Annotated in this window: 22 protein-coding genes and 1 pseudogene; 19 read left to right on the forward strand and 4 right to left on the reverse strand. The window is 54.3% G+C overall.

What is annotated here, in order from left to right:
- Positions 1-24: 24 nt before the first annotated feature.
- The 10 genes from kdpF to QEN31_RS15975 all read left to right on the forward strand — a co-directional run bounded on the left by kdpF (position 25) and on the right by QEN31_RS15975 (position 12,636).
- The gene (kdpF, locus tag QEN31_RS15930) at positions 25-114 is read left to right on the forward strand and encodes a K(+)-transporting ATPase subunit F (protein ID WP_001670793.1); all 90 of its coding nucleotides are present in this window, start codon (positions 25-27) and stop codon (positions 112-114) included.
- Positions 114-1,793: a potassium-transporting ATPase subunit KdpA gene (gene kdpA, locus QEN31_RS15935; protein ID WP_000730078.1), complete on the forward strand. Its 1,680-nt coding sequence runs from the start codon at positions 114-116 to the stop codon at positions 1,791-1,793. Before kdpF ends, kdpA begins: the two co-directional genes overlap by 1 nt.
- A gap of 20 nt (positions 1,794-1,813) precedes the next feature.
- Positions 1,814-3,862, forward strand: a complete 2,049-nt coding sequence (gene kdpB, locus QEN31_RS15940; protein WP_000088026.1) for a potassium-transporting ATPase subunit KdpB — start codon at positions 1,814-1,816, stop codon at positions 3,860-3,862.
- An 8-nt stretch (positions 3,863-3,870) separates the two neighbouring features.
- Positions 3,871-4,455, forward strand: a complete 585-nt coding sequence (gene kdpC / locus QEN31_RS15945; RefSeq protein WP_001518103.1) for a potassium-transporting ATPase subunit KdpC — start codon at positions 3,871-3,873, stop codon at positions 4,453-4,455.
- Complete coding sequence (gene kdpD, locus QEN31_RS15950; RefSeq protein WP_000997473.1) at positions 4,452-7,136, forward strand: two-component system sensor histidine kinase KdpD; 2,685 nt, start codon at positions 4,452-4,454, stop codon at positions 7,134-7,136. Before kdpC ends, kdpD begins: the two co-directional genes overlap by 4 nt.
- Positions 7,133-7,810: a two-component system response regulator KdpE gene (kdpE, locus tag QEN31_RS15955; RefSeq protein WP_064239921.1), complete on the forward strand. Its 678-nt coding sequence runs from the start codon at positions 7,133-7,135 to the stop codon at positions 7,808-7,810. The genes kdpD and kdpE overlap by 4 nt, the downstream gene beginning before the upstream one ends.
- Before the next feature lie 277 nt (positions 7,811-8,087).
- Positions 8,088-8,192 (forward strand): leader peptide SpeFL, encoded by a 105-nt coding sequence (speFL, locus tag QEN31_RS15960; RefSeq protein WP_015632840.1) that lies wholly within the window; start codon positions 8,088-8,090, stop codon positions 8,190-8,192.
- Between the two features lie 379 nt (positions 8,193-8,571).
- Positions 8,572-10,770 carry an ornithine decarboxylase SpeF gene (speF, locus tag QEN31_RS15965; protein WP_001292402.1) on the forward strand — a complete coding sequence of 733 codons (2,199 nt, stop codon included), beginning with the start codon at positions 8,572-8,574 and terminating at the stop codon, positions 10,768-10,770.
- Positions 10,767-12,086 (forward strand): putrescine-ornithine antiporter, encoded by a 1,320-nt coding sequence (potE, locus tag QEN31_RS15970; RefSeq protein ID WP_000042658.1) that lies wholly within the window; start codon positions 10,767-10,769, stop codon positions 12,084-12,086. Before speF ends, potE begins: the two co-directional genes overlap by 4 nt.
- A gap of 64 nt (positions 12,087-12,150) precedes the next feature.
- Positions 12,151-12,636, forward strand: a complete 486-nt coding sequence (locus QEN31_RS15975; RefSeq protein ID WP_000070056.1) for a pyridoxamine 5'-phosphate oxidase family protein — start codon at positions 12,151-12,153, stop codon at positions 12,634-12,636.
- A 115-nt stretch (positions 12,637-12,751) separates the two neighbouring features.
- Here QEN31_RS15975 and pgm read toward each other — a convergent pair whose 3' ends face one another.
- Together pgm and seqA are read right to left on the reverse strand one after the other, a co-directional pair.
- Positions 12,752-14,392 (reverse strand): phosphoglucomutase (alpha-D-glucose-1,6-bisphosphate-dependent), encoded by a 1,641-nt coding sequence (pgm, locus tag QEN31_RS15980; RefSeq protein ID WP_000974372.1) that lies wholly within the window; start codon positions 14,390-14,392, stop codon positions 12,752-12,754.
- Between the two features lie 24 nt (positions 14,393-14,416).
- Entirely contained in the window at positions 14,417-14,959 is a 543-nt protein-coding gene (gene seqA, locus QEN31_RS15985) for a replication initiation negative regulator SeqA (RefSeq protein ID WP_000848395.1), read from the reverse strand.
- A gap of 184 nt (positions 14,960-15,143) precedes the next feature.
- Between seqA and ybfF the strand changes: the two genes are divergently transcribed.
- The 9 genes and pseudogenes from ybfF to tcuC all read left to right on the forward strand — a co-directional run bounded on the left by ybfF (position 15,144) and on the right by tcuC (position 22,779).
- Positions 15,144-15,914 carry an esterase gene (ybfF, locus tag QEN31_RS15990; protein ID WP_000773245.1) on the forward strand — a complete coding sequence of 257 codons (771 nt, stop codon included), beginning with the start codon at positions 15,144-15,146 and terminating at the stop codon, positions 15,912-15,914.
- Between the two features lie 133 nt (positions 15,915-16,047).
- On the forward strand, positions 16,048-16,341 hold the full coding sequence (gene ybfE / locus QEN31_RS15995; protein WP_001040939.1) for a LexA regulated protein: 294 nt from the start codon (positions 16,048-16,050) through the stop codon (positions 16,339-16,341).
- Between the two features lie 150 nt (positions 16,342-16,491).
- Entirely contained in the window at positions 16,492-17,022 is a 531-nt protein-coding gene (fldA, locus tag QEN31_RS16000) for a flavodoxin FldA (RefSeq protein WP_001018621.1), read from the forward strand.
- A gap of 203 nt (positions 17,023-17,225) precedes the next feature.
- A pseudogene (locus tag QEN31_RS16005) lies at positions 17,226-17,311 on the forward strand (fur leader peptide).
- Positions 17,304-17,756, forward strand: coding sequence for a ferric iron uptake transcriptional regulator (fur, locus tag QEN31_RS16010; protein WP_000131699.1), 453 nt, complete (start codon positions 17,304-17,306; stop codon positions 17,754-17,756). Before QEN31_RS16005 ends, fur begins: the two are co-directional and overlap by 8 nt.
- 114 nt (positions 17,757-17,870) lie before the next feature.
- Positions 17,871-18,797: a tricarballylate utilization LysR family transcriptional regulator TcuR gene (gene tcuR, locus QEN31_RS16015; RefSeq protein WP_000423378.1), complete on the forward strand. Its 927-nt coding sequence runs from the start codon at positions 17,871-17,873 to the stop codon at positions 18,795-18,797.
- A gap of 97 nt (positions 18,798-18,894) precedes the next feature.
- Positions 18,895-20,298 carry an FAD-dependent tricarballylate dehydrogenase TcuA gene (gene tcuA, locus QEN31_RS16020; RefSeq protein WP_000228705.1) on the forward strand — a complete coding sequence of 468 codons (1,404 nt, stop codon included), beginning with the start codon at positions 18,895-18,897 and terminating at the stop codon, positions 20,296-20,298.
- Positions 20,285-21,424 (forward strand): tricarballylate utilization protein TcuB, encoded by a 1,140-nt coding sequence (gene tcuB, locus QEN31_RS16025; protein WP_023250133.1) that lies wholly within the window; start codon positions 20,285-20,287, stop codon positions 21,422-21,424. Before tcuA ends, tcuB begins: the two co-directional genes overlap by 14 nt.
- A 50-nt stretch (positions 21,425-21,474) precedes the next feature.
- Entirely contained in the window at positions 21,475-22,779 is a 1,305-nt protein-coding gene (gene tcuC, locus QEN31_RS16030; protein ID WP_000057014.1) for a tricarballylate/proton symporter TcuC, read from the forward strand.
- 48 nt (positions 22,780-22,827) lie between these two features.
- Here tcuC and chiQ read toward each other — a convergent pair whose 3' ends face one another.
- Positions 22,828-23,160, reverse strand: coding sequence for a ChiQ/YbfN family lipoprotein (gene chiQ / locus QEN31_RS16035; protein ID WP_099949692.1), 333 nt, complete (start codon positions 23,158-23,160; stop codon positions 22,828-22,830).
- Positions 23,161-23,209: 49 nt separating this feature from the next.
- Positions 23,210-24,616 carry a chitoporin ChiP gene (chiP, locus tag QEN31_RS16040; RefSeq protein WP_001258803.1) on the reverse strand — a complete coding sequence of 469 codons (1,407 nt, stop codon included), beginning with the start codon at positions 24,614-24,616 and terminating at the stop codon, positions 23,210-23,212.
- Between the last annotated feature and the right edge of the window lie 534 nt (positions 24,617-25,150).

Consider the following 25,150-nt stretch of genomic DNA (forward strand, 5'->3'; position numbering starts at 1 on the left):
AAACAATGCCACTGGAGGTGCTCTGTGAGTGCAGGCGTGATAACCGGCATCGTGCTGGTTTTCTTACTTTTAGGTTATCTGGTCTATGCCCTGATTAATGCGGAGGCGTTCTGATGGCCGCGCAAGGATTTTTACTGATCGCCAGTTTTTTACTGATTTTATTGGTACTGGCGAAACCGTTGGGTTCGGGCCTGGCAAGGCTCATCGCCGCCGTTCCGTTGCCGGGCGTGGCTGGCGTTGAGCGTATCCTCTGGCGGACTCTTGGCATTACCGACCACGAAATGAACTGGCGTCAGTATTTACTGGCGCTACTGACGCTCAATCTGCTGGGACTGGGCATCCTGTTTTGCCTGTTGTTCTGGCAGGAGTGGCTGCCCTTAAATCCGCAGCGGCTACCGGGGCTGTCCTGGGATCTGGCGCTGAATACCGCCGTCAGCTTTGTCACCAATACCAACTGGCAAGCCTACAGCGGCGAAAGCACGCTGAGCTACTTTAGCCAGATGGCCGGGCTGACGGTGCAAAATTTCCTGTCGGCGGCGACCGGGATTGCGGTGGTTTTTGCGCTTATCCGCGCCTTTACGCGCCAGAATGTGCACACGCTGGGTAATGCCTGGCAGGATCTGGTACGCATTACGCTATGGATATTATTTCCTGTCGCGTTAATTATCGCGCTGTTTTTTATCCAACAAGGCGTACCGCAAAACCTGTCGGCTTATCAGCCCATCACCACCCTTGAAGGCGCTAAACAACTCTTGCCGATGGGGCCGGTTGCTTCGCAGGAGGCGATCAAAATGCTTGGCACCAACGGCGGCGGTTTCTTTAACGCCAACTCTTCGCATCCGTTCGAAAACCCCACCGCGCTCACTAATCTGGCGCAGATGCTGGCGATATTTTTGATTCCAGCCGCGCTCTGTTTTGCCTTTGGCGAAGCGGCGGGCGATCGCCGTCAGGGACGCGCGCTACTGTGGGCAATGTCATTCATTTTTGTGGTCTGCGTAGCGGTAGTGATGTGGGCGGAAGTTCAGGGAAATCCACATCTGTTGGCGGCAGGCGCGGACAGTAGCGTCAACATGGAGGGTAAAGAAACACGCTTTGGCGTGCTGGCCAGCAGCCTGTTTGCCGTCGTCACGACCGCGGCGTCCTGCGGGGCGGTAAATGCCATGCACGACTCGTTTACCGCTCTGGGCGGTATGGTGCCGATGTGGCTGATGCAAATTGGCGAAGTGGTCTTTGGCGGCGTCGGTTCAGGCCTGTACGGCATGTTGCTGTTTGTCCTGCTGGCGGTGTTTATCGCGGGGCTGATGATCGGTCGCACGCCGGAGTATCTGGGGAAAAAAATCGACGTGCGCGAAATGAAAATGACCGCGCTGGCGATTCTGGTCACGCCGATGCTGGTCTTGTTGGGTTCGGCGCTGGCGATGATGACGGATGCCGGACGCAGCGCAATGCTGAACCCTGGCCCGCACGGTTTTAGCGAAGTGCTATATGCCGTCTCCTCTGCCGCCAACAACAACGGTAGCGCCTTTGCGGGTCTGAGCGCTAACTCGCCTTTCTGGAACTGTTTGCTGGCGTTCTGCATGTTCGTCGGACGTTTCGGCGTGATTATTCCTGTCATGGCCATCGCCGGATCGCTGGTCAGTAAAAAAGTACAGCCGGCCAGTCAGGGAACGCTGGCGACCCACGGCGCGCTATTTATTGGACTGCTCATCGGCACGGTACTGCTGGTCGGCGCGCTGACGTTTATTCCTGCCCTGGCGCTTGGCCCGGTAGCGGAACATTTCTCTTTACCTTGAGCGATGCGGAGTACATTGATATGAGTCGCAAGCAACTGGCGCTGTTTGAACCTGTTTTACTCGTACAGGCGCTAACGGATGCCGTAAAAAAATTAAGCCCACGCGCCCAGTGGCGTAACCCGGTGATGTTTGTGGTCTGGGCCGGCAGCGTGCTAACCACTCTGTTAACGCTCGCTATGGTAACAGGACAAATAGCGGGAAGCGCCTTGTTTACAGGGATTATCAGCCTGTGGTTATGGTTCACCGTACTGTTCGCCAATTTTGCCGAAGCGCTGGCGGAAGGCCGCAGCAAAGCCCAGGCAAACAGTCTGAAAGGGGTGAAAAAGACCGCGTTCGCTCGCCGCCTGCGCGCCCCGCGCCATGATGCGCAGGCCGATAACGTGCCCGCCGCTGAACTGCGGAAAGGCGACATTGTCCTGGTCAAAGCGGGCGATATTATTCCCTGCGACGGCGAGGTCATCGAAGGCGGCGCCTCGGTGGATGAAAGTGCGATTACCGGCGAATCCGCGCCCGTGATCCGCGAGTCCGGCGGCGATTTCGCCTCTGTCACCGGCGGCACGCGAATTCTTTCCGACTGGCTGGTGATTGCCTGTAGCGTCAATCCTGGTGAAACCTTTCTTGACCGGATGATCGCGATGGTGGAAGGCGCGCAGCGGCGGAAAACGCCTAACGAGATTGCCCTGACGATTTTGCTCATCGCCCTGACCATTGTCTTTTTACTGGCGACCGCCACCCTGTGGCCCTTCTCCGCCTGGGGCGGTAACGCGGTCAGCGTCACCGTGTTGGTGGCGTTGCTGGTGTGCCTGATCCCCACTACCATCGGCGGGCTACTCTCCGCCATTGGCGTAGCCGGAATGAGCCGAATGTTGGGCGCGAACGTCATCGCCACCAGCGGCCGCGCCGTAGAAGCCGCGGGCGATGTCGACGTGTTACTACTGGATAAAACCGGCACTATCACGCTCGGCAACCGCCAGGCGTCCGATTTTATTCCCGCCCGAGGGGTGGACGAACGCACGCTGGCTGACGCCGCGCAGCTCGCTTCGCTGGCCGACGAAACGCCGGAAGGCCGCAGCATTGTGATCCTCGCCAAACAGCGCTTTAACCTGCGTGAACGCGATGTGCAGTCGCTTCATGCCACCTTTGTTCCGTTTACCGCGCAAAGCCGCATGAGCGGGATTAATATCGATAACCGGATGATCCGTAAAGGCTCAGTGGACGCGATTCGGCGTCATGTCGAGAGCAATGGCGGCCATTTTCCCGCCGATGTCGAGCAAAACGTCGAGAACGTGGCGCGTCTGGGCGCGACGCCGCTGGTGGTAGTGGAAGGCGCGCGCGTACTGGGTGTTATCGCCCTCAAGGATATCGTTAAAGGCGGCATTAAAGAACGTTTCGCCCAGCTACGAAAGATGGGCATTAAAACGGTGATGATCACTGGCGATAACCGCCTGACGGCGGCAGCGATTGCCGCCGAGGCCGGTGTGGACGATTTTCTTGCCGAAGCCACGCCGGAAGCCAAGCTGGCGCTGATCCGCCAATATCAGGCGGAAGGACGGCTGGTCGCCATGACCGGCGACGGCACTAACGATGCCCCGGCGCTGGCGCAGGCTGACGTCGCGGTGGCGATGAACTCCGGCACCCAGGCGGCGAAAGAAGCCGGTAATATGGTGGATCTGGACTCTAACCCGACCAAGTTGATTGAAGTGGTGCATATCGGTAAGCAGATGCTGATGACGCGCGGCTCGCTCACCACCTTCAGTATCGCGAATGATGTAGCGAAATATTTCGCCATTATTCCCGCCGCGTTTGCCGCTACCTATCCGCAGCTAAACGCGCTCAACGTGATGGGGCTGCATTCGCCGAACTCCGCCATTCTGAGCGCGGTGATCTTTAACGCCCTGATTATTATTTTTCTGATCCCGCTGGCATTAAAAGGCGTGAGTTATAAGCCGCTTTCCGCATCGGCCATGCTGCGCCGTAATTTATGGATCTATGGTCTGGGTGGTCTGGTGGTGCCGTTTATTGGCATCAAAGTGATTGATGTGCTGCTGACCCTGCTGGGTCTGGCGTGAGGTGTATGATGATCGGTTTACGTCCTGCTTTTTCGACAATGTTATTTCTGCTGTTATTGACCGGCGGCGTGTATCCGCTTCTGACCACGGCGCTGGGGCAGTGGTGGTTTCCCTGGCAGGCTAATGGCTCGCTGATTCATAAAGACAATGTGATACGCGGCTCAGCGCTTATCGGACAATCGTTTACCGCCGCGGGCTATTTTCATGGCCGGCCCTCCGCCACCGCCGATACGCCTTATAATCCACTGGCGTCGGGCGGAAGCAACCTGGCCGCCAGCAATCCCGAACTGGATGCGCAAATACAGTCCCGCGTCGCCGCGCTACGCGCCGCTAACCCCCAGGCGAGTTCCGCGGTTCCGGTTGAGCTGGCGACGGCCTCGGCAAGCGGGCTGGATAATAATCTGACGCCCGGCGCCGCGGCATGGCAAATCCCCCGCGTGGCGGCGGCTCGCCAGCTTCCCGTTGAACAGGTCGCGCAACTGGTTGCAGAATATACGCACAGGCCGCTGGCGCGCTTTCTTGGGCAACCGGTGGTGAATATTGTTGAGCTTAATCTGGCGCTGGATGCGCTACAGGGACACAGAGCGAAATGAACGACGAACCCTTGCGTCCTGATCCGGATCGCTTGTTGGAACAAACGCCCCCGCCCCACCGGGGGAAGTTGAAAATTTTCTTCGGCGCCTGCGCAGGCGTCGGAAAAACCTGGGCGATGCTGGCGCAAGCGCAGCGGCTGCGAGCGCAGGGGTTGGATGTGGTGATCGGCGTGGTAGAGACGCACGGCCGTGAAGAGACCGCCGCGCTACTTGACGGGCTGACCATTCTGCCGCCAAAACGTCACTCGCACCGGGGGCGGCAAATTCGCGAATTTGACCTGGATGCCGCCCTCGCCCGGCGTCCGGCGCTGATTTTAATGGATGAGCTGGCGCACAGTAACGCGCCTGGCTCACGCCATCCTAAGCGCTGGCAGGATATTGAAGAGCTGCTGGAAGCGGGAATCGACGTTTTCACCACCGTGAACGTACAACATCTGGAAAGTCTGAACGATGTGGTGAGCGGCGTCACGGGGATTCAGGTGCGCGAAACCGTCCCCGATCCCTTTTTTGATGCCGCTGATGAAGTCGTACTGGTCGATCTGCCGCCCGACGATCTGCGCCAACGGCTCAACGAAGGTAAAGTGTATATAGCCGGCCAGGCGGAACGCGCTATTGAACATTTTTTCCGCAAGGGCAATCTGATCGCCCTCCGCGAGCTGGCGCTACGCCGGACAGCCGATCGCGTGGACGATCAGATGCGCGCCTGGCGCGCGCATCCGGGCGAAGAAAAAGTATGGCATACCCGCGATGCGATTTTACTGTGTATCGGGCATAACACCGGCAGCGAAAAACTGGTGCGTACCGCGGCGCGTCTGGCCTCCCGGCTCGGCAGCGTCTGGCACGCCGTCTATGTCGAAACGCCAACGTTACACCGCTTACCGGAAAAGCAACGACGGGCCATTTTAAGCGCGCTGCGCCTGGCGCAGGAGCTTGGCGCGGAAACCGCCACCCTGTCCGATCCCGCCGAAGAGAAAGCGGTCGTGCGCTATGCCCGCGAACATAATCTGGGGAAAATCGTCATGGGCCGCCCGGCGTCGCGACGCTGGTGGCGACGTGACGCTTTCGCCGACCGTCTTGCCAGGCGCGCGCCGGATCTCGATCAGGTGATCGTCGCGCTGGAAGAGCCGCCTGCCCGCGCGTTGGCGCAAACGCCTGATAACCGACCTTTTAAAGAGAAATGGCGTGGGCAGATTCAGGGCTGTCTGGTCGCCGTAGCGCTTTGCGCCATCACCACGCTTATCGCTATGCAGTGGCTTGTCACCTTCGACGCCGCCAATCTGGTGATGCTCTATTTGCTGGGCGTAGTGGTGATTGCGCTGCTTTACGGACGCTGGCCGTCGGTGGTGGCGACGGTGATTAACGTGGCGAGTTTCGATCTCTTTTTTATCGCGCCACGCGGTACGCTCGCCGTTTCGGACGTGCAGTATTTGCTGACCTTTGCCGTGATGCTGACGGTTGGTCTGGTGATTGGCAATCTTACTGCCGGGGTGCGCTATCAGGCGCGCGTCGCCCGTTATCGGGAACAGCGTACCCGCCATTTATATGAAATGTCTAAAGCGCTGGCCGTCGGGCGTAGCGAACATGATATCGCCGCGACCAGCGAGCGGTTTATCGCCTCGACGTTTCAGGCGCGCAGCCAAATTTTATTACCTGATACTAACGGTAAGTTGCTGCCTCTCACCCACCAGCAAGGCATGACGCCGTGGGACGACGCAATTGCGCGCTGGAGTTTTGATAAAGGCCAGCCTGCCGGCGCAGGCACCGATACCCTCCCTGGCGTGCCTTATCAAATCCTGCCGCTGAAAAGCGCCGATAAAACGTACGGTCTGGCTATCGTCGAACCGGGTAATTTGCGTCAGTTAATGGTGCCGGAGCAGCAACGCCTGCTGGAAACATTTACTCTGCTTGTCGCCAACGCGCTGGAACGACTGACGCTGACCGCCAGCGAAGAACAGGCGCGTCTCGCCAGCGAGCGCGAAAGTATTCGCAACGCTCTGCTGGCGGCGCTGTCGCATGATTTACGCACGCCACTGACGGTATTGTTCGGCCAGGCGGAAATTTTGACGCTGGATCTAGCCAGCGCAGGATCGCCCCACGCGCGTCAGGCCAGTGAAATCCGCCAGCATATTCTCAACACCACCCGGCTGGTGAATAATTTGCTGGATATGGCGCGTATTCAGTCCGGCGGGTTTAATCTTAAAAAAGAGTGGCTGACGCTGGAAGAGGTCGTCGGTAGCGCGTTACAGATGTTAGAGCCGGGTTTATTGCATCCGATTACATTGTCGCTGCCGCAACAGTTAACGCTTATCCATGTCGATGGCCCTTTATTTGAGCGCGTCCTGATCAACTTGCTGGAAAACGCCGTTAAGTACGCCGGGCCGCAGGCCAGTATCGGCATTGATGCTGCGGTTAAGGACGATCGTTTACAACTGGATGTCTGGGATAACGGGCCGGGTATTCCTGCGGGGCAAGAACAGAAGATTTTCGATAAATTCGCTCGCGGCAACAAAGAGTCCGCCGTCCCCGGCGTGGGGCTGGGGCTGGCGATTTGCCATGCTATCGTAGAGGTACACGGCGGCACGCTTACCGCCTATAATCGACCGCAGGGCGGCGCCTGTTTCCGTGTGACGCTGCCGCAAGGAAAGCCACCTGAACTTGATGATTTTCATGAGGATATGTGACAAACGTTCTGATTGTTGAAGATGAACAGGCCATCCGCCGCTTTCTGCGCGCCGCGCTGGAAGGCGACGGCCTGCGCGTGTATGAAGCTGAAACATTACAACGTGGTTTACTGGAAGCCGCCACGCGAAAGCCCGATCTGATTATTCTCGATCTCGGCCTGCCGGACGGCGACGGAATCGATTTCATTCGCGACCTGCGTCAGTGGAGCGCAATACCGGTGATTGTCCTTTCCGCCCGCAGCGAAGAAAGCGATAAGATTGCCGCGCTTGACGCCGGAGCTGATGATTACCTGAGCAAGCCATTCGGCATTGGCGAGTTGCAGGCGCGTTTGCGTGTCGCGCTGCGACGGCACGCTGCCAGCTCTAGCGCCGATCCGATCGTCCGCTTTTCCGGCGTGACGGTCGATCTCGCCGCACGGTTGATCCACCGTGGCGACGAAGAAATCCATCTGACGCCGATTGAGTTCCGCCTGCTGGCGGTATTACTCAATAATGCCGGCAAGGTATTAACCCAACGGCAGTTATTAAACCAGGTCTGGGGCCCTAACGCCGTGGAGCATAGCCACTATTTGCGCATCTATATGGGACATTTACGCCAGAAACTGGAACAAGATCCCACCCGCCCACGCCATTTTATTACCGAAACCGGAATTGGCTATCGCTTTATGCCGTGAATAGCTATTCATTATTTTTAAATAACTTTTAATTTTTATGTCATTTATTTTCGGCGTCGCGAATAATTATTTTCGCGGCGATATTATATTTTATGGAGGATATAAAAAACATATAATTAACATTTAAGAAACAATCCGTTATTTCACAGCACGATATGCATAATCGCCGACTAATTATTTTTCAAATGATCGTTTTTTGTTGATCTGGTTCACAGATTGCTGGCGCTTCCTGGATAAAATATCCATGCTTTCAATAAATCAATGAAAGGACCTCAAAATGGAAAATAATAATCGTTTTATGCCCCATATAAGGCGGACAACGCATATTATGATGTTTGCCCACCGTAATAGTTTCGACTTTCATTTCTTTAATGCCCGGTAGTTTTTCTGCTACGGGTACTTCAGCATACAGGTCTTTCCGACCCTTATGTCATTCAGGTCTATTGCCTAAATAACTCGAATTGTTAAAAGCGACAGTACGGTAATTCCTTTACGCCCAGCCAGCTAACCATGTGGTTTGACAGAAGAAATTCCGACTCGGCGCAATTTTAGTTATCGCGGTTTCTGCCTGTATATCGTAGTACTCAACTCCTTAAATCCTGAATTTCCTGCAACCGGACGGGTTGGGATTTATTACATCTAAAATAAAGCTAATTTACTGATTTTTTTATCAGCGGGATAGCTTTGATTTTTTCCGGAAGAATCAGTTTCTCATGCGAGAAATTGAGGGCCTGCTATTACCTGAAATAAAGAGATGAAAAATGTCAGAATTAAAAATTGCCGTTAGCCGTCATTGCCCGGATTGTTTTTCTACACACCGTAATATTGTAAATGTTGATGAGAGTCGTTTCATCGACGTGGCTGCCATCGTGTTATCCATCGACGACATTGAACACGGAAAACTCGATGAAATCGACGCAACGGGTTACGGTATTCCCGTGTTTGTCGCGACTCATGACGAAGGGCGCGTACCGCCTGAGTATTTGCCGCGTATCTCTGGTGTATTCGAATATAATGAATCCCGTACTGCCTTCTATGGTCGCCAGTTGGAAACCGCAGCAAGCCACTACGAAACGCAGTTACGTCCGCCGTTTTTCCGCGCGCTGGTGGATTATGTCAACCAGGGCAACAGCGCATTTGACTGCCCGGGGCATCAGGGCGGCGAATTCTTCCGCCGTCATCCTGCCGGTAATCAGTTCGTGGAATACTTTGGCGAAACGCTCTTCCGCTCCGACCTATGCAACGCGGACGTGGCGATGGGCGATCTGCTGATTCACGAAGGCGCGCCTTGCATTGCGCAGCAACATGCGGCGAAAGTCTTTAACGCCGATAAGACCTACTTTGTGCTGAACGGGACCTCCTCCTCTAACAAAGTCGTACTCAACGCGCTGTTAACGCCGGGCGATCTGGTACTGTTTGACCGTAACAACCACAAATCTAACCACCACGGCGCATTATTGCAGGCGGGCGCAACGCCAGTTTATCTGGAAACCGCGCGTAACCCGTATGGTTTTATCGGCGGGATCGACGCTCACTGCTTCGAAGAAGATTACCTGCGCGAGCTGATTAGCGAAGTCGCGCCGCAGCGTGCCCGCGAAGCACGTCCATTCCGTCTGGCCGTCATCCAGTTAGGCACCTACGACGGTACCATTTATAACGCCCGTCAGGTCGTCGATAAAATTGGTCATCTGTGCGACTACATCCTGTTTGACTCCGCCTGGGTCGGCTATGAACAATTTATTCCGATGATGGCCGATTGTTCGCCGCTGCTGCTGGAACTGAACGAAAACGATCCGGGTATTCTGGTGACGCAGTCCGTTCATAAACAACAAGCCGGTTTCTCCCAGACCTCACAGATCCATAAAAAAGATAGCCATATCAAAGGGCAATCGCGCTACGTTCCGCATAAGCGCATGAACAACGCCTTTATGATGCACGCCTCCACCAGCCCGTTCTATCCGCTGTTCGCCGCGCTGGACGTTAACGCCAAAATGCACGAAGGCGTCAGCGGTCGCAATATGTGGATGGATTGCGTGGTTAACGGCATCGATGCCCGTAAATTGATCCTCGAAAACTGTCATCACATCCGTCCGTTCGTACCGGAACTGATTGATGGTAAGCCGTGGCAGTCATACCCGACGTCAGAGATCGCCAGCGATCTGCGCTTCTTCCACTTCGTTCCGGGAGAACACTGGCATGCGTTTGAAGGCTATGCCGAACATCAGTACTTTGTCGACCCTTGCAAACTGCTGCTCACCACACCGGGCATTAATGCAGCGAGCGGCGAATATGAAGACTTTGGCGTTCCTGCCACGATCCTCGCCAACTTCCTGCGCGAGAACGGCGTTGTGCCGGAAAAATGCGACCTCAACTCCATTCTGTTCCTGCTGACGCCGGCAGAAGACATGGCGAAGTTACAACAGCTTGTCGCCCTGCTGGCTCGTTTCGAAAAACTGCTGGAAGCTGATGCGCCGTTAGCGGAAGTATTACCGTCCATCTACAAACAGCATGAAGCGCGTTATGCCGGCTATACCCTGCGTCAGCTTTGCCAGGAGATGCACGATCTCTATGCGCGGCACAACGTGAAACAGCTGCAAAAAGAGATGTTCCGTAAATCGCATTTCCCGAAAGTCAGTATGAATCCGCAAGAGGCCAACTATGCCTATCTGCGCGGCGAGGTCGAACTGGTTCGCCTGCCGGAAGCGGAAGGTCGTATCGCGGCTGAAGGCGCTCTGCCTTACCCGCCGGGAGTGCTGTGTGTAGTTCCGGGTGAAATCTGGGGCGGTTCTGTCCTGCGTTACTTCAGCGCCCTGGAAGAAGGGATCAACCTGCTGCCGGGCTTTGCGCCTGAACTGCAGGGCGTTTATATCGAAGAACACGACGGCCGTAAGCAGGTCTGGTGCTACGTCATTAAACCTCGTGACGCGCAGCGCTCCCTGCTGAAGGAGGAAAAATTATGAGTAAACCTAAATCCAATAAAATGGGTGTCGTGCAGCTCACAATTCTGACTATGGTCAACATGATGGGCTCCGGGATCATCATGCTACCGACCAAACTGTCTGAAGTCGGCACGATATCCATTATCTCCTGGCTGGTCACCGCCGTCGGCTCGATGGCACTGGCCTGGGCGTTTGCGAAATGCGGTATGTTTAGCCGTAAATCCGGCGGCATGGGCGGTTACGCCGAATATGCCTTCGGTAAATCCGGCAACTTTATGGCGAACTATACCTACGGCGTCTCGCTGCTGATCGCCAACGTGGCTATCGCCATCTCCGCTGTCGGCTATGGTACCGAACTGTTCGGCGCCGCGCTGACGCCGCTCCAGATCGGTCTGGCGACTATCGCCGTATTGTGGGTTTGTACCATCGCAAACTTTGGCGGCGCGCGTATTACTGGGCAGATCAGTAGCGTTACCGTTTGGGGCGTCATCATTCCGGTTGTCGGCCTGTGCATCATTGGCTGGTTCTGGTTTAGCCCCAGCATGTACGTAGCGTCATGGAACCCGCACCATGTTCCGTTCTTTAGCGCGGTCGGTTCTTCCATCGCCATGACGTTGTGGGCATTTCTTGGACTGGAATCCGCCTGCGCCAACGCAGACGTGGTCGAGAATCCGGAAAAGAACGTCCCCATTGCGGTACTGGGCGGTACGCTGGGCGCGGCGGTCATCTATATCGTTTCGACTAACGTGATTGCCGGGATTGTGCCGAACATGGATCTGGCGAACTCCACGGCGCCGTTTGGTCTGGCATTTGCACAGATGTTCACGCCTGCGGTAGGTAAAGTGATCATGGCGCTGATGGTAATGTCCTGCTGCGGCTCGCTGCTGGGCTGGCAGTTCACTATCGCTCAGGTCTTTAAATCCTCCGCTGACGAAGGCTATTTCCCGAAAGTCTTCTCTCGTGTAACGAAAGTCGACGCGCCGGTACAGGGGATGTTGATTATTGTGATTATTCAGACTGGCCTGTCGCTGATGACCATTAGCCCGTCGCTGAATAGTCAGTTTAACGTCCTGGTTAACCTGGCGGTGGTGACGAACATTATTCCGTATATTCTGTCGATGGCCGCGCTGGTTATCATTCAGAAAATGGCGAATGTGCCGTCATCAAAAGCGAAAGTCGCTAACTTCGTGGCCTTCGTTGGCGCCATGTATAGCTTCTACGCGCTATATTCCTCCGGTGAAGAAGCCATGCTGTACGGCTCAATTGTGACCTTCCTCGGCTGGACGTTATACGGCCTGGTCTCACCGCGTTTTGAATTGAAAAATAAACACGGCTGATGGCGCGCCCGGGCTGCGGTAACGGTAGTCCGGGCATTTTCACACTTTGAATAAGATAATAGAAATGAGTAATCCAGAACGGGAAGTCACTGATATAGCAGAAATACTGGCTATTCTCAGTAAACACGAAGTGTGTCGGATAGGGTTTAACGACAATCTCTGTCCGTATGTTGTCCCCGTAAATTTTGGCTACGAGTATCAGAACGGACGCTGGATATTTTATTTTCACGGCGCACGCACCGGGAAAAAGATGCGTCTGTTACGTAAGAACCCGGCAGTATGCATTGAAATGGACGGCGACCATGCATTACTACGTGCCGATGACCCCTGTGATTATAGCTACGCCTACACCAGCGTTTTCGCCACCGGACTGGCATCGATATTGCAAACACGCGAGGAGATGCGCTACGGCCTGGACGTCATTATGCGCCAGACCGATCCGGGAAAAACCTTCAGTTATCGGGAAGATATGATGAAAGCGGTTTGCGTGGTGCGTATTGAATGCGACGCCCTCACCTGCCGCCGACATCTGGCGACTCAGAGCGAATAAGTCAGATATCACAAGCGCCTTATCCGGCCTGGAGGCGGTTTACAGGCCTGATAAGCGCAGCGCCGTTAATACAAAAAAGGAGCCTTACGGCTCCTTTTTCTTTCCATATCGCCCATCAGGCGTTTTTCAATACTTCACTAACGATTTCAACGGCTTCTTTCTCAATCTGCTTACGATGTTCTTCCCCCAGGAAGCTTTCGCAATAGATCTTGTAAGCGTCTTCCGTACCGGATGGACGCGCGGCGAACCAGCCGTTGTCGGTCATTACCTTCAGGCCGCCAATCGATGCGCCATTACCCGGCGCTGCGGTAAGACGCGCGGTGATCGGGTCGCCTGCCAGAGTGCTGGCGCTGACCATTTCCGGAGACAGTTTAGACAATGCCGCTTTCTGGGCCGAGGTCGCTGCCGCCTGCAGACGGTTATAGCTCGGCGCGCCAAAACGCGCTGCCAGTTCATTGTAATGCTCTTGCGGGTTTTTCCCGGTAACGGCGGTGATTTCCGCCGCCAGCAGGCACATGATGATACCGTCTTTATCGGTAGACCACGGCGTACCGTCGAAACGCAGGAACGAAGCGCCCGCGCTCTCTTCCCCGCCGAAACCAAAGCTGCCGTCGAACAAACCGTCAACAAACCATTTGAAGCCAACCGGCACTTCTACCAGCTTGCGTCCCAAATCATTCACCACGCGGTCAATCATCGCGGAAGAGACCAGCGTTTTACCGACAGCCACGTCTTTGCCCCACAGCGGACGATGCTGGAACAGATAGTTAATGGCGACCGCCAGATAATGGTTCGGGTTCATCAGCCCTGCAGGCGTCACGATGCCATGACGGTCGTAGTCCGGGTCGTTGGCGAAGGCCAGGTCAAACTTGTCACGCAGCGCCAGCAAACCCGCCATCGCACATTCGGAGGAGCAATCCATACGGATCGCGCCATCTTTATCAAGGTGCATAAAGCGGAAGGTTTGATCAACCTGATCGTTAACTAACGTCAGGTTAAGCTTGTAATGCTCAGCGATACGTTTCCAGTATTCAATACCGGAGCCGCCCAGCGGATCAACGCCCAGCGTCAGACCGGCTTTCTGAATCGCCGCCATATCAACGATATCCGCCAGCCCTTCGACAAATGGCTGTACCAGATCTACCGCTTTAACGTGGCCCGAGGCCATTGCCGCATCCAGAGAGATGCGCTTAACGCCTTGCAGGCCATCCGCCAGCAGCGCATTGGCGCGATCTTCTACCACTTTAGTGACGTTGGTGTCCGCCGGGCCGCCATTGGGCGGATTATATTTAATACCGCCATCTTCCGGCGGGTTGTGCGACGGCGTAATGACAATACCATCAGCCAGCGGGCCGCCTTTTTTGTTATGGACCAGGATAGCATTTGACACGGCAGGCGTTGGCGTAAAGCCATTATTTTCCTGCACGATAACGTCTACGCCGTTTGCCGCCAGCACTTCCAGCACGGAAATGAAGGCCGGTTCCGAGAGCGCATGGGTATCTTTCCCCACATAGCAGGGGCCGGTAATGCCGTTTTTCGCCCGCTCTTCAGCAATCGCCTGGGCGATCGCCAGAATATGCGGTTCGTTGAAACTGTGACGACCTGCGCTGCCGCGATGGCCGGAAGTGCCAAATTTCACGGCATGTTCTGCATTCCCTGCCTCCGGTTTCAGTACATAATACTGCGCCGTCAGTTGGGCGACGTTAATCAAATCACTCTGTTGCGCGGGTTGTCCTGCGCGGTTGTGGATTGCCATTGCCTGGTCCTTCTAATGCAAGGATTAAATTGTTCCGCAAACCTTTTCAATCAATTCCGCCGGGAATTGCATTGACTGCATGATGTGTTCGATCATGCTGCATTTACGGCCGGTGTTGGTGTTGGTGATCACCCAGTACGGCGTGCCGGGAACGTGCTTAGGTTTAGTTTGATTCCCATTTTTCAGCAGCGTTTGTTCATCCGCCGCAAAATAGACGCGCGTGCGGCCATGCAACGACTCCGTCGCCTCCGCAAACGCGTGGTGATCCAGTGAATAGAGTGTAGTCAGAATCAGCATAAAGCGGTTGACCGCTTTTTTCTGCTCGGCATATTCGTCAGACAACAGCAGCTCACGCATCGCGCGAACTTTGTCTTTTACCGGGTTAACCGGTTTCGCTTCGGCAACGGGTTGCGCCGCAGGCGTCCCCTTCACCGCTGAAGCCGTTGGCTGTGTCGTGGCGGAAAACTTCAACATACGCCGTAAAATGTCGGATGCGCTCTCGCCGATATGCTTGGTGTGGCTGGCAATATAGCTATAGAGTTCATCATCAACTTCAATCGTTTTCATCTTAATCCAGTGCGATGTCTTTGCTGAATACAAGTCATTGGGATTATAGGAACAAATCCCAACAGCGGATAGCGTTAAGCCCGGCTGACAAAAAAACTCGGAGTAAACCTTAGAGGTTGCAGCCCAGTGGCAGAATGGTCAACATAATACCCTAACCCGACAGAGCGAAAAAAAGAACTTTGCCATGAAATTAAACATCCGAGCGCAATCTGCACAAAACCTGCACAATAATTCCCCCATCGTTCTCGTTCATGGTCTGTTTGGCAGCCTGGACAACCTCGGCGTACTGGCGCGCGATCTGGTGACCGATCACGACATTATTCAGGTCGATATGCGCAATCATGGTTTATCGCCGCGCGATCCGGTCATGGATTATCCGGCAATGGCCCAGGATCTTCTGGATACGCTTGACGCGCAGCAGATTGAAAAAGCGACGTTTATTGGTCATTCCATGGGCGGAAAAGCGGTAATGGCGCTGACGGCGCTGGCGCCCGATCGCATCGATCGTCTGGTCGCGATTGATATCGCCCCCGTGGATTATCACGTTCGCCGCCACGATCGCATTTTCGCGGCCATTAATGCCGTCAGCGAATCCGACGCGACATCCCGCCAACAGGCGGCAGGGATTATGCGCCAACACCTCAACGAAGAAGGCGTGATCCAGTTTCTGTTAAAATCCTGGGCTGAAGGCGAATGGCGTTTTAATGTTCCGGTATTATGGGAGCAGTATCCGCATATCGTCGGCTGGGAAACCATTCCGCCCTGGGAACATCCGGCACTGTTTATTCCAGGCGGTAACTCGCCGTACGTGACCGAAGCGTACCGCGACGCGCTGCTGGCGCAATTCCCTTTGGCGCGCGCGCATGTGATCGCTGGCGCGGGCCACTGGGTACATGCCGAAAAACCTGAGGCGGTTCTGCGCGCCATCCGCCGTTATCTGCACGATAAACGCTAACTGATTAAAAACTCATCGCCTGTGCGCGATTACGCGCGCGGGCGTTGGCGTCGCTTCCTCGCTGATGTATGATGGCGCGCTATCCATCCGGGCATAAGCCTGGCTGATTGTTTCCCCCGAAGTCACCAAAATCATGGCCAAAGAACAAACGGACCGTACGACATTAGATCTGTTCGCGCACGAGCGTCGCCCGGGACGACCTAAAACGAATCCGCTTTCGCGCGATGAACAGTTACGCATCAACAAGCGCAACCAGTTAAAACGCGACAAAGTTCGTGGCCTCAAGCGTGTCGAATTAAAACTCAACGCACAAGCGGTTGACGCGCTGAATGAGCTGGCCGAAGCGCGCAACATTAGCCGCAGCGAGCTCATTGAAGAAATATTAATGAAGCAGCTTATGGCGCTGCGCGGCCAGGGTTTAGTCTGAAAATAAGTTTTGTTTCATATTTCGTGTAGCAGAGCGTGCAGTCCCGCGTGATTGCTGTTTCCGCATATCTGCCTGTTCTGCTATGATTGCCCTTATCCGTGGGCAATTCGCCACCACCATTTCAATAAGTTTCAAGAGGTTATTTTACTCATGGCAATCACTGGCATCTTTTTCGGCAGCGACACCGGTAATACCGAAAATATCGCAAAAATGATTCAAAAACAGCTTGGTAAAGACGTTGCCGATGTGCATGACATTGCAAAAAGCAGTAAAGAAGACCTGGAAGGGTATGACATTCTGCTGCTGGGCATCCCAACCTGGTACTATGGCGAAGCGCAATGTGACTGGGATGACTTCTTCCCGACTCTCGAAGAGATTGACTTTAACGGTAAGCTGGTGGCGCTATTTGGCTGTGGCGATCAGGAAGACTACGCGGAATACTTCTGTGATGCGCTGGGCACGATTCGCGACATTATTGAGCCGCGCGGCGCCACGATTGTGGGTCACTGGCCAACCGCAGGCTATCATTTTGAAGCCTCTAAAGGTCTGGCTGACGACGATCATTTTGTCGGCCTGGCGATTGACGAAGACCGTCAGCCTGAACTGACCGCCGAGCGTGTTGAAAAATGGGTTAAGCAAGTTTCGGCTGAATTGCACCTCGACGACATCCTCAACGCCTAATCTTATGCGGCGCAGCGTTATATCTGCGCCGCATCAATAGACAAGACCAATCAAAATAATTGCTACAAATTTGTAACTTTCGCACCCATCCCTGTACAATGTCCGGGTGTAATCAGGTGGCGCCAGAATTTGCAGGCAAAACCACAGTTTTATTAACATCTGCGAGAGACTTGCGGTTTTCATTTCGGCATGGCAGTCCTATAATGATACGCATTATCTTGAGTGCAATTTCTGTCACTTCTCTAATGAAGTGAATCGTTTAGCAACAGGACAGATTCCGCATGACTGACAACAATACCGCATTAAAGAAGGCTGGCCTGAAAGTAACGCTTCCTCGTTTAAAAATTCTGGAAGTTCTTCAGGAACCAGATAACCATCACGTCAGTGCGGAAGATTTATACAAACGCCTGATCGACATGGGTGAAGAAATCGGTCTGGCAACCGTATACCGTGTGCTGAACCAGTTTGACGATGCCGGTATCGTGACCCGCCATAATTTTGAAGGCGGTAAATCCGTTTTTGAACTGACGCAACAGCATCATCACGACCATCTTATCTGCCTTGACTGCGGAAAAGTGATTGAATTTAGTGATGACTCTATTGAAGCGCGCCAGCGTGAAATTGCGGCGAAACACGGTATTCGTTTAACTAATCACAGCCTCTATCTTTACGGCCACTGCGCTGAAGGCGACTGCCGCGAAGACGAGCACGCGCACGATGACGCGACTAAATAAGTGTAAATCTTTCGAAGAGCCAACCGCCCGGTTGGCTTTTTTATATCCTCCTCTTTCCTGCCGCTTGATGTTGATTTAATGTAAAAAACGCTATCGCATCTCAGGAGAGCAGGAATGGAGCTTCGCCAGTTACGCTATTTCGTGCGTATTATTGAAACCGGCAGTATGGGCAGCGCCGCACAGGATCTTGATATTGGCGTTTCAGCATTAAGTCAACAGATGTCCCGTCTGGAAAACGAGCTCGCCATCCGTCTGCTGCAGCGCACTTCGCGCGGCGTAACGCCAACCAACGCCGGGCTGGCCTTTTATTCACAGGCGCAACTCGCCCTGCGTCATGCCGACGACGCGATTCTCGCCGCCAGAGAAGCGCGCCTTTCCGGTCATGTGAGCGTAGGAATGGCTCCCAGTACCGCCTCCATACTGGGTATACCGTTTATCCATGCCATGCAGGAAAACTATGCCGATGTCCGACTGCATGTGGTGGAAAGCTTGTCCGGTAATCTGGAAAGAATGATCAATACCCGCCAGATTGATTTAGCCGTTGTCTTTCAAAAAGATAAAATCCTGCGCTGGAGCGCCAGACCGATCCTTGAAGAACAGCTTTTTCTGATTGGCTCCCATGCCCTGCTGACGGCGCTTCCTGATAACCCGATCACACCTGAACAACTGGCAGGCATTCCGCTCATTATGCCAAGCCAGGGACACGGGCTGCGCGGCAGGCTGGACGCTGTCTGCCAGGAACATGCGCTTAACGTTGAAATCGTCGCGGAAATTGACGGCCTGGCGTTGTTGATGCGCGCCGTGCGCGACGGTCTTGGCGCCACGTTGCAGCCCGGAGCGGCGATTTCTCATCTGGATAACGACGCGCTACGCGTGATCGGCGTCCATAATCCGGTACTCAGCCGCCCCAATTTTTTAGTCAGCCTGTCGGATGATGAACTGACGCCCGCCGGCCTTGCCGCCAGAGTAGTCCTTACCAAAGTTATGCGTCAGTTAGTCGACGCCGGTGAATGGCCAGGCGCAACCCTTTACGCTTACTAAACCCCTGTTTAGCGCTACCTGATAGCGCGCCGCTTATTTATCCGTATACATTTCAATTACAAATTTAACAAATAGTTAAATGGTACGGGAGTATAAGATGGTTGATGTACTGGTGATAGGCGGAGGCAATGCCGCATTATGCGCCGCCCTGACCGCACGGGAAGCGGGCGCATCGGTTCTGCTGCTGGAGGCTGCCCCGCGAGAATGGCGCGGCGGAAATTCTCAGCACACACGAAACCTGCGCTGTATGCATGATGCGCCGCAGGATGTGCTGGTAGAAAGCTATCCTGAAGAGGAATTCTGGCAGGATCTGTGGCGAGTCACCGACGGCAACACCAACGAGGCGCTGGCGCGGCTGGTCATTCGCACCTCTTCGCAATGCCGCGACTGGATGCGCAAACATGGCGTTAACTTTCAACCGCCATTATCTGGTGCGCTCCACGTTGCGCGCACCAATGCGTTTTTTATGGGCGGCGGGAAAGCGCTCGTCAATGCCTATTACCGTAGCGCCGAACGGCTGGGCGTACAGATTCGCTATAACACGCCGGTTCACGCGCTTGAACTTCATGACGGCGAATTCGTGGCAGCGCTGGCGGGTAGCGAACGTATTACCGCCAAAGCCTGCGTATTAGCGGCTGGCGGTTTCGAATCAAACCGTGAATGGCTGCGGGAAGCCTGGGGAGAAAACGCCCGCGGCGAATGGCCCGCGGATAATTTTCTGATTCGCGGCACGCGTTTTAACCAGGGCGTATTACTCAAATTTATGATGGATGCCGGCGCGGATATCATTGGCGATCCGTCCCAGTCGCACTGCGTAGCGATTGATGCCAGGGCGCCGCTGTACGACGGCGGTATTTGTACTCGCGTGGATTGCGTATCGCTGGGTATTGTCGTGAATCGCGACGCCGAACGTTTTTATGATGAAGGCGAAGATTTCTGGCCGAAGCGTTACGCCATTTGGGGGCGGCTGGTTGCTCAACAGCCAGGACAAATTGGCTATTCGATTATTGACAGCAAAGCCATCGGCCACTTTATGCCGCCGGTTTTTCCTGGCGCGCAGGCCAATACGCTGGCTGAGCTGGCCTGCCAGTTGGGGCTGGACGCGGAAAAATTTACCCATACCGTCACGCAGTATAACCAGGCCTGCCAGCCCGGTCATTTTGATCATACCTTGCTTGATGACTGCGCTACTAAAAACCTGACGCCGGCGAAAACCCACTGGGCGCGCCCGCTTGATGCGCCGCCCTACTACGGTTATGCGCTGCGACCCGGCATCACGTTTACCTACCTGGGTCTGAAAGTTAACGAACGTGCCGCGGTGCATTTTGCCGGTCATCCAAGCCGCAACCTGTTTGTTGCCGGCGAGATGATGGCAGGAAATGTTCTGGGCAAGGGGTATACCGCAGGCGTAGGCATGTCTATCGGCACAACCTTTGGCCGCATTGCGGGGATAGAAGCCGCCCGCGCGGCACACAAGGAGGCGCAGCATGAAACAGCTTGAAAAATTAATCATTGAGGCCACCGTGCTTACCGAACCGGAAGCCGAGGTCGAACGCGTCATGCAAGTGTGTAACGCGTGTCGCTACTGCGAAGGTTTTTGCGCAGTATTTCCGGCGATGACCCAGCGGCTCGAATTCGGTAAAGCCGATATTCATTATCTGGCGAATTTATGTCATAACTGCGGCGCCTGCCTGCACGCGTGCCAGTACGCGCCGCCCCATGAATTTGCCATTAACGTGCCGAAAGCGATGGCGCAAGCCCGCCTGGAGACGTATCAACAGTATGCCCAGCCCGCCGCTTTTGGCGCGTTATACCGCCGGGCGGGGATCACCGTCGCGCTGGCGCTGATAGTCGGTCTGACGCTCTTTTTATTACTGGCGATGGCGCTGAAAGGGTCGCTGATTCATCCGCCGCTGGCCGGTGACTTCTATCAAATTTTTCCGCATAGCCTGCTGGCATGGATGTTTGGCTCAGTTTTTGTGCTGGCAATCGGTTTGCTTATGGCGGGCGTAATCCGCTTCTGGCGTGAGATCTCGCCGGGCGTACCGCGTTCGGTGGAGATTGCCGAAGCGTCGCACAATGCGTTAACGCTGAAATATCTCGACGGCGGTCACGGCAAAGGCTGTAACGAAGCGGACGATGCATTCACGCTGCTGCGCCGTCGCTTTCATCACTTTACCTTCTACGGTTTTATGCTCTGTTTTGCCGCCACGATCGTGGCGACGGGCTATCACTACGTCGCCGGTTGGGAAGCGCCCTACCCGTTCTTTAGCCTGCCGGTCATGCTCGGCACGCTGGGCGGTATCGGTCTGCTTATCGGCCCGGCCGGGCTACTGTGGCTCAATCTGCGGCGGTCGCCGTTACATGGCGATGCGCGCCAGAACCCCATGGATCGCGGCTTTATTCTGCTGCTGTTCTTAACCAGCCTTACCGGGCTGGCGCTGCTGGCAGGCAGAGACACCAGCGGAATGGGCATACTGCTGGCGCTCCATTTAGGCGTGGTGATGGCGCTCTTTCTCACCCTTCCCTACGGAAAATTCGCCCACGGATTTTTCCGCTGCGCGGCCTTACTCAAATGGGCAGTTGAGAAGCGACGCGGAAAACATGCGGGGGATACAGGCAACTGACCCGCAACATCTTACCCATAAAACAATAAAGACAGTGGAGAGCAAACCCTATGGCACAACACACACCTGCAACATCGCGCGCCGGCACGTTCGGCGCAATACTGCGCGTGACAAGCGGCAATTTTCTTGAACAGTTTGATTTTTTCTTGTTCGGATTTTACGCCACCTATATCGCCAGAACGTTTTTTCCGGCGGAAAGCGAATTTGCCTCATTAATGTTGACCTTTGCCGTCTTTGGCTCCGGTTTTTTAATGCGCCCCGTCGGCGCGATTGTGCTTGGCGCCTATATTGACAGAATCGGACGTCGTAAAGGGCTGATGGTGACGCTGGCGATTATGGGCTGCGGTACGTTGCTCATCGCCCTCGTCCCCGGCTACCAAACGATCGGCCTGGCAGCGCCTGCGTTGGTGCTGCTGGGCCGGTTATTACAAGGATTTTCTGCGGGCGTTGAGTTAGGCGGCGTCTCGGTCTATCTGTCCGAAATCGCAACGCCAGGCAATAAAGGGTTTTATACCAGCTGGCAATCCGCCAGTCAGCAGGTCGCGATCGTTGTCGCCGCGTTGATTGGTTATAGCCTGAATATCACGCTGGGACACGACGCGATATCGGAGTGGGGCTGGCGAATTCCGTTCTTTATCGGCTGTATGATCATTCCGCTGATTTTTGTTTTACGTCGTTCATTACAAGAAACAGAAGCGTTTTTACAACGCAAGCATCGCCCCGACACCAGGGAAATTTTTGCAACTATTGCCAAAAACTGGCGCATTATTACAGCCGGAACGCTGCTGGTGGCGATGACCACCACAACGTTTTATTTTATCACCGTTTATACGCCGACCTATGGCAGAACCGTGCTTAATCTCAGCGCGCGGGACAGTTTGATCGTCACCATGTTAGTGGGGGTGTCCAATTTTATCTGGTTACCCATTGGCGGCGCGATTTCCGACCGGATTGGCCGTCGCGCTGTGTTAATGGGCATTACGTTGCTGGCGCTGATCACCACCTGGCCCGTCATGCAGTGGCTGACCGCCGCGCCCGACTTTACCCGCATGACGCTGGTACTGCTGTGGTTCTCTTTCTTTTTTGGCATGTATAACGGCGCAATGGTCGCGGCGTTAACCGAAGTGATGCCAGTCTATGTGCGTACCGTTGGTTTCTCGCTGGCCTTTAGCCTGGCGACGGCGATTTTTGGCGGCCTGACGCCGGCCATCTCTACCGCGCTGGTAAAGTTAACCGGCGATAAAAGCTCGCCCGGCTGGTGGCTGATGTGCGCGGCGTTATGTGGACTTGCCGCGACGGCGATGCTGTTTGTACGTCTGAGTCGCGGCTATATCGCGGCAGAAAATAAAGCCTGAAAAAACCACGGGCGGAAAACATTCGCCCGTGGGTGGCAAGGCAGGGTTTTATTGCACGTTATTATGACTGCGAATTTCCTGCCAGACCTTATCGCAGTCAGCCTTGACCGCCTGATCGTTACCCGTGCGCGTCGCCTGAATGCACTGCTGATAGTCCAGTACCCGCACGCTTTCTTCGTTAGCAAATTGCTGATGTTTGCGCTCTTTTTTAAGGACATTCAGCACGCTTTGGCAGGCCTCTGTCTTCTCAGGCGAGCCCTGTGCGGTATTGATACAGGCGCTGTACGCCTCTTTCAGCCGGCTATCTTCTTCCGGCGCGGGTGATGACGCGCAGGCCGTCAAACCGGCGGTCATGCTGGCGATGAGTAAAATTTTTTTCATAGGTCGTTCCTCAACAGCGCGGCAGGCCGGCAGCCTGCCGCATCTGACATCAGAAAATAGTGAATGGCGCAATAACGATAAATTTCACGTCACGTTCATCCTGGAAGATGTTGCCGTAACCACCGCCCCAGCTTGGAATATTGGAGTGGTTGTCATATTCGGTAAAGTGCAGTTTGAACATGGTGCCTTTGGCACGCCCCTCCTGCAGGGTATAAACCGCATCCAGACTGTATGAGGACTCTTCGATAGTGCGGTTTTTGTCGTAGTAAGCATCCGGGTTACTTTGCCAGGTTGCCGGTTTAGCATCCCAGGCGTAAACGTAAGACGCGCCCACAGCCCAGCCCGGCAGATTCCAGTTTTTCAGGTCATACATCGCGCCGAAGAAAACCGCCTTTTCACCGTTAGCGTTAAAGTCGGAGCGGTTATCCCACCAGATATCCAGACGACCGTTTGAAGAGGCGTAGGTTGGCGTCATACGTTGCAGAAAATAGCCCTGCTGACCGTCCGCTTTCACCCAGGTGCCTTCCAGACGCAGGTCAACCACTTCCGCGACTTTGTAGCCGAAGGTCAACGCCTGCAGCCAGGCCGTACCGTCGTAAATATCATTCACGCTGCGATCGTCTACTTTGTCGCGCGCGCCGTAGAACTGGTAACTGGTGGTGAACGGATTGCCGCCTAAATCAAATTTATAGCTGGCCTTCGCGAAATATTGATCGACATAGCCTTCGGACTGACCAAACGCCGCTTCCAGCACCAGATCATTTTTGAAGTCGTACTTCGCGCCGATGGAGTGGAGATAATCTACATTGGTTTTTTTATCCGCCTGATAAAACTTATCCATTTCGGTATGCCACGGCGCTTTATATTCGTTAGTCCACATGTAGGAAAAACTTAACGCGCCCGCATCGCCATAGTCAAAACTGGCGCCGGCTTCCGCACCCTGATAAGTACCCGGCATAAAACTCCAGTGCGGCGCTAACAGCGTCTGACCGGTAGGCTGAATATAACCGGCGCGCGCCCAGACCGGGCCATATTTAAATTTCGCTGCGGCTTTATAAAGACTGATACCGCTCTTATCGCCGGAATAGTCTTCGTCGTAGCCTTTATTCTTTTTCGAGAAGGCAATTTCGTTTGGATGACCGCTGTCGCCGTTTTCTGCCATTTCAATCGCGGTAAACGCCGCGATATCCAGACCGAACATATCCGCAGCGTAACCAGACTGAAAATCCAGGTTAGCGTTCCAGGTCGCATGAGAAAGGTTAGTTTTATATTTGTCGCCGTCGGTCACATCTTTGCGATCGCGTTCACGCTGCCAATAATAGATGCCGCCCGTTAACGTGGAGTCGTCGAAAAAGCCGGAGGCTTGCGCCTGCGGAACAACGATCCACCCCGACATTGCTGTGATACCGGCGATAGCCAGAGCCAGCGTACTACGTTTGCCACTAAACGTACGCATAAGTTAATCCTCTTTGACGTATAAATTGCTGCCGACAAAAGCGAACAGCGAAAAAATAAAAATAAAAAGTAGCGCTGAGAAACCTCATTTACTACGTTAAATAGACTATTTTTCGCGATGCGAATTATCAATCTCTTTCTGTAACCAGTATGTAATAATATGAGCAACCGCACATATTTAATTGCTTTCTGTTACATTCAACTGCTGGTGAGGGAAGCAGACCGCCAGAAAGAAAATTGACTTGTTTTCCATAGGCATGAAAATAATTGTCTCCTGTTGACCTGACGCTTATAACATTTAGATTAATAATCATTTATCAGATCAATAATTTTCAGAGAATAATTAATTCGCCTCGCAAAAAAGAGAATCGACTTAGAGCCTATCCCACCAGGCGTTATTGGCGCAGCCAGTTTGAACACGGACAGCGCGCAAAAACCGGAGCGTACACGTAGTACGTGAGGTTTGACTCGCTACGCTCGCCCTTCGGGCCGCCGCTAGCGGCGTTCAAAACGCTAACGCGTTTTGGCGAGCACT

Origin of the sequence: Salmonella sp. SA15303 (assembly GCF_029962125.1) — a bacterium.
GTDB classification, from domain to species: Bacteria; Pseudomonadota; Gammaproteobacteria; order Enterobacterales; family Enterobacteriaceae; genus Salmonella; species Salmonella enterica.

Coding starts and splice junctions, on each gene's coding strand:
- kdpA (WP_000730078.1), top strand. CDS start 114: ATGGCCGCGCAAGGATTTTTACTGATCGCCAGTTTTTTACTGATTTTA.
- fur (WP_000131699.1), top strand. CDS start 17,304: ATGACTGACAACAATACCGCATTAAAGAAGGCTGGCCTGAAAGTAACG.
- tcuC (WP_000057014.1), top strand. CDS start 21,475: ATGGCACAACACACACCTGCAACATCGCGCGCCGGCACGTTCGGCGCA.
- chiQ (WP_099949692.1), bottom strand. CDS start 23,160: ATGAAAAAAATTTTACTCATCGCCAGCATGACCGCCGGTTTGACGGCC.
- fldA (WP_001018621.1), top strand. CDS start 16,492: ATGGCAATCACTGGCATCTTTTTCGGCAGCGACACCGGTAATACCGAA.
- kdpC (WP_001518103.1), top strand. CDS start 3,871: ATGATCGGTTTACGTCCTGCTTTTTCGACAATGTTATTTCTGCTGTTA.
- pgm (WP_000974372.1), bottom strand. CDS start 14,392: ATGGCAATCCACAACCGCGCAGGACAACCCGCGCAACAGAGTGATTTG.
- ybfF (WP_000773245.1), top strand. CDS start 15,144: ATGAAATTAAACATCCGAGCGCAATCTGCACAAAACCTGCACAATAAT.
- speF (WP_001292402.1), top strand. CDS start 8,572: ATGTCAGAATTAAAAATTGCCGTTAGCCGTCATTGCCCGGATTGTTTT.
- tcuB (WP_023250133.1), top strand. CDS start 20,285: ATGAAACAGCTTGAAAAATTAATCATTGAGGCCACCGTGCTTACCGAA.
- tcuA (WP_000228705.1), top strand. CDS start 18,895: ATGGTTGATGTACTGGTGATAGGCGGAGGCAATGCCGCATTATGCGCC.
- potE (WP_000042658.1), top strand. CDS start 10,767: ATGAGTAAACCTAAATCCAATAAAATGGGTGTCGTGCAGCTCACAATT.
- seqA (WP_000848395.1), bottom strand. CDS start 14,959: ATGAAAACGATTGAAGTTGATGATGAACTCTATAGCTATATTGCCAGC.
- ybfE (WP_001040939.1), top strand. CDS start 16,048: ATGGCCAAAGAACAAACGGACCGTACGACATTAGATCTGTTCGCGCAC.
- QEN31_RS15975 (WP_000070056.1), top strand. CDS start 12,151: ATGAGTAATCCAGAACGGGAAGTCACTGATATAGCAGAAATACTGGCT.
- tcuR (WP_000423378.1), top strand. CDS start 17,871: ATGGAGCTTCGCCAGTTACGCTATTTCGTGCGTATTATTGAAACCGGC.
- kdpD (WP_000997473.1), top strand. CDS start 4,452: ATGAACGACGAACCCTTGCGTCCTGATCCGGATCGCTTGTTGGAACAA.
- chiP (WP_001258803.1), bottom strand. CDS start 24,616: ATGCGTACGTTTAGTGGCAAACGTAGTACGCTGGCTCTGGCTATCGCC.
- kdpB (WP_000088026.1), top strand. CDS start 1,814: ATGAGTCGCAAGCAACTGGCGCTGTTTGAACCTGTTTTACTCGTACAG.
- speFL (WP_015632840.1), top strand. CDS start 8,088: ATGGAAAATAATAATCGTTTTATGCCCCATATAAGGCGGACAACGCAT.